Consider the following 381-nt stretch of genomic DNA (forward strand, 5'->3'; position numbering starts at 1 on the left):
GTGTATAAGAGACAGAACCAGCAGAGGACTCGTAGGCCGGATAAGGCATTTATGCCGCCATCCGGCACAACCGCGGGTACGGTGTCTGATGTGTATCGCCCGGCGGCGCTACTGGACTGACCCCATAAAGTTGGATGGTTCATATTAAGCGGCTCTCAGAGCCTGGGTTCGGTACTCTACCGGACTCAGGCCTTTTAATTTCAGGCTTATCCGCTCGTTGTTGTAGTAATGGATATAGTCCTCTACGGCTTTTCTTAGCGCACTGACACTCCTGAACTCCCTCAGATAAAAACACTCCGATTTCAGGGTCCCGAAGAAGTTTTCCATCACTGCATTATCCAGGCAGTTTCCTTTACGCGACATACTCTGCGTCATCCCATG

General features: G+C 50.9%; 1 protein-coding gene. It reads right to left on the reverse strand.

Features of this window, described 5'->3' with window-relative positions; genetic code table 11:
* Positions 1–144 precede the first annotated feature (144 nt).
* Positions 145–381, reverse strand: a 237-nt coding sequence (locus FJV41_RS56795; RefSeq protein WP_135718417.1) for an IS3 family transposase, incomplete at its 5' end; no start/stop codon positions are given.

The organism is Myxococcus llanfairpwllgwyngyllgogerychwyrndrobwllllantysiliogogogochensis (genome assembly GCF_006636215.1).
Taxonomy (GTDB): Bacteria; Myxococcota; Myxococcia; order Myxococcales; family Myxococcaceae; genus Myxococcus; species Myxococcus llanfairpwllgwyngyllgogerychwyrndrobwllllantysiliogogogochensis.